Annotated in this window: 4 protein-coding genes; 1 reads left to right on the top strand and 3 read right to left on the bottom strand. The window is 42.3% G+C overall.

Going from position 1 to position 2,597, the window contains the following annotated elements; translation table 11 throughout:
* Nucleotides 1–99 precede the first annotated feature (99 nt).
* Nucleotides 100–375, top strand: a complete 276-nt coding sequence (locus tag K245_RS0121290) for a hypothetical protein (RefSeq protein WP_027360777.1) — start codon at nt 100–102, stop codon at nt 373–375.
* A gap of 191 nt (nt 376–566) precedes the next feature.
* On the opposite strand, the gene K245_RS0121285 is transcribed toward K245_RS0121290, so the two are convergent.
* The 3 genes from K245_RS0121285 to K245_RS25855 all read right to left on the bottom strand — a co-directional run.
* Nucleotides 567–1,073, bottom strand: a complete 507-nt coding sequence (locus tag K245_RS0121285; RefSeq protein WP_027360776.1) for a nitroreductase family protein — start codon at nt 1,071–1,073, stop codon at nt 567–569.
* A 13-nt stretch (nt 1,074–1,086) separates the two neighbouring features.
* Nucleotides 1,087–1,653, bottom strand: a complete 567-nt coding sequence (locus K245_RS0121280) for a flavin reductase family protein (RefSeq protein ID WP_027360775.1) — start codon at nt 1,651–1,653, stop codon at nt 1,087–1,089.
* Between the two features lie 341 nt (nt 1,654–1,994).
* Nucleotides 1,995–2,597 (bottom strand): MarR family winged helix-turn-helix transcriptional regulator (locus tag K245_RS25855; RefSeq protein WP_232223864.1); only part of this gene is annotated, 603 nt, incomplete at its 5' end.

Raw genomic sequence — 2,597 nt, 5'->3', positions numbered from 1 at the left:
TCATATTTTTTGCCATGCTACACCTCCATCATATCTGGATAATCTTTCACATGCCTTAAGATAAGCATGGCGGAGTAAAAATGGTAATCAAATTTTGCTATGTGTTTTCTCTATGGCGCTTCGACTACTGTTTTAATGAATGGGATTCTGGATAATTCAAAACCTGAAATTTATAAGGTGAGGGTGATTGAAAAGAAGTCTTGCGCTGGCAAGAATAGATCAAGTTATTTGACATTGTCTCCTTGGAGCGAGTTAAAAAATCCCAAAGAAGTTGATGTCGGGAAATATACTTATGATTTTCATGAAGTTGGAGACTCGGTAGATGTAGCTGTTTATAAGGGGAAATTGGGCATAACCTGGTTTAAGATCCTGTGATGCATATCCATAAAAGTTTTTGCGGAGCTTTTTTCAAAAAGCGACCCGCCGGAGTTATTGCTTTTAGATTTTAGATCGATGATTTTTGAAATATTACCTTGCATCTTCAAATCAGAAATCCAAATACTCAAATCAAAAATTTATGATGTCGGATTACCGGCAGTATCGCCCATAATCCGACATTAAATATTTTACCACTTTTCCGTATGAACTCTTTCTGCCTTGAATCTGCTTTCTGACTTCACTTCTTGATCAGGGTGACCAACAGGAATAAGCGCAAAAGGGATGATGTGTTCAGGCAGTCCGAATTTTTTCCTGAAGCCAGCCATTCTGTCTTCAATGGGATAGATACCTGTCCACACGGCGCCAAGTCCGAGTCCGTGGGCGGCAAGAAGAAGATTTTCGACCGCTGCTCCGCAGTCCTGGGGCCAGTAGCCGTTGTATTCCAGCTGCATGTCTGCGCAAACCAGAATCGCCAAATCGGCTTCTGTTGCCATTGCGGCGTGGGGATTGATCTCTTTTACTTCTGCCAGCACTTTTTTATCCTTGATAACAACAAAATGCCAGGGCTGGCAGTTTCTTGCGCTTGGCGCCATCATGGCGGCCTCGAGGATTGTTTTCACATTATCGTCTGAAATCGGCTTGTTCTGGTATTTTCTAATGCTTCTTCTTGTCATTATTGCGTCGAGGACGTTCATTCGTTGATCCCTTTTATTTCGGAGTTTTAAGTTCTTTGCCAGCATTCCAGCATTTTCCTGCTACTTTACCCAAAGACCAGTAATTTTTGCTATACATGTCAAAAAGCAGGGGCTTTACTTTTGCCATGTCAATCTTGTCGTCTGTCAGAACTTTTTCCTGAACGAATGTGTTTACAATCTCTCCTATGAAAATTTCATGGTGGCCATAATGAAGCACGTCTTTAAGCTTCAGTTCCATGCATATCGGGCATTCATTAATCATTGGGGCTGTTTCTGTCTTGCCGTAGAACACATCAAAAATTGCGGATTTATCTGTCTTTTTGCCTGTCATTATTCCGCAGTAATCAGTTTTTACCATAAGATCTTCAGATGGGATGCAGATGCTGAATGTCCCGTTCTCGTGGATTCCTGCGTTCGTGTAATGTGACGAGTTCAAGCCTACGGAAAGATACTGTGGCTCGCCATGATTCATGATTCCCACATGGGCTACTGTCAGGAAATTGGCTTTTCCGTTTACATTGGCTCCGACAAGGGTTGTCGGCATCGGGTAGAGTGCGTTTACAGGGCCTAATGATTTCATGTTTTGCTCCTTCTAAAAGTCTTGGTGTTTGTACATACAATTGATAAAAGCATATTTTGTTTGTACATACAAGTATTGTTTTTTATGAGATCATTTTTGAAAATCAAAAAATTTGAAATTATGGGTGCCTCTAAAAATTAGAATTTTTGATGTGGTAGCAAGGAAGCGTCGCACGGAGAAGCGGAGTTTATACTGTATAAATGAGGATTCGAGTACGACGATGACGCTGCTAACGCGCAAAAAGGCAATTTTTAGAGGTGCCCTTATGAATTAAATGAGCTGCTCGTTTTGTTCTGGTTTATAATAAATCCGACCATAAATTGAGAATTTAGAAACCCGATCTATTCAGGCTGTTTCGTTTCTTTGCCGCACATGCAAGCAAGTCTGTATCCCGCGTTTTCAAGTTTTTTTGCTGCCTGATCAATTGTAATTGCGAGGGCGTCGCCTTCGTCAATCCCAAGTATTTCTGAGTATCTCTGGTGAAGCGACTGCCATGCTTCGGTTATTGCTGGCTGAAGCGACAGTCCGCTTTGGGTTGGAAATAGCCCCACATTCTTGCCTTCTGATTTTCTTTCAAGAAAGCCTCTGTTCACGAGAGTGTCAACGAATCTTGTGACTGTGGACGGAGCAAGCTGAAGATGCCCACTCATTTCTTTGGGCCCGATTCCAGGGTTTTCATTTGCAAGGATAAGAAGAAATGCATGGGAAGGGGATAGGCCGGTTGGGCGAAAAGCTTCTTCAGCCATTCTGGTTATTACCCTTGCAAGGCTGTTTGCCGTGAAATAAAGGCAGCTTGTAAGAATGTCCCTGCTGTCTGTAGCCATATTAAATCCCTTGTCAGCCCGATTTTTAATTAATCCTAAGTAAACCCCCGGCTCTGCCGGTGGACTCACAGAGTTTGACATATCCAGGAATAAGAAGAAGTCTCCAATAACTGAACCGCC

The organism is Desulforegula conservatrix Mb1Pa (assembly GCF_000426225.1).
GTDB classification, from domain to species: Bacteria; Desulfobacterota; Desulfobacteria; order Desulfobacterales; family Desulforegulaceae; genus Desulforegula; species Desulforegula conservatrix.
The sequence above is the reverse complement of the archived record's forward strand: the minus strand, read 5'-3'. Positions and strand labels throughout refer to the sequence as shown.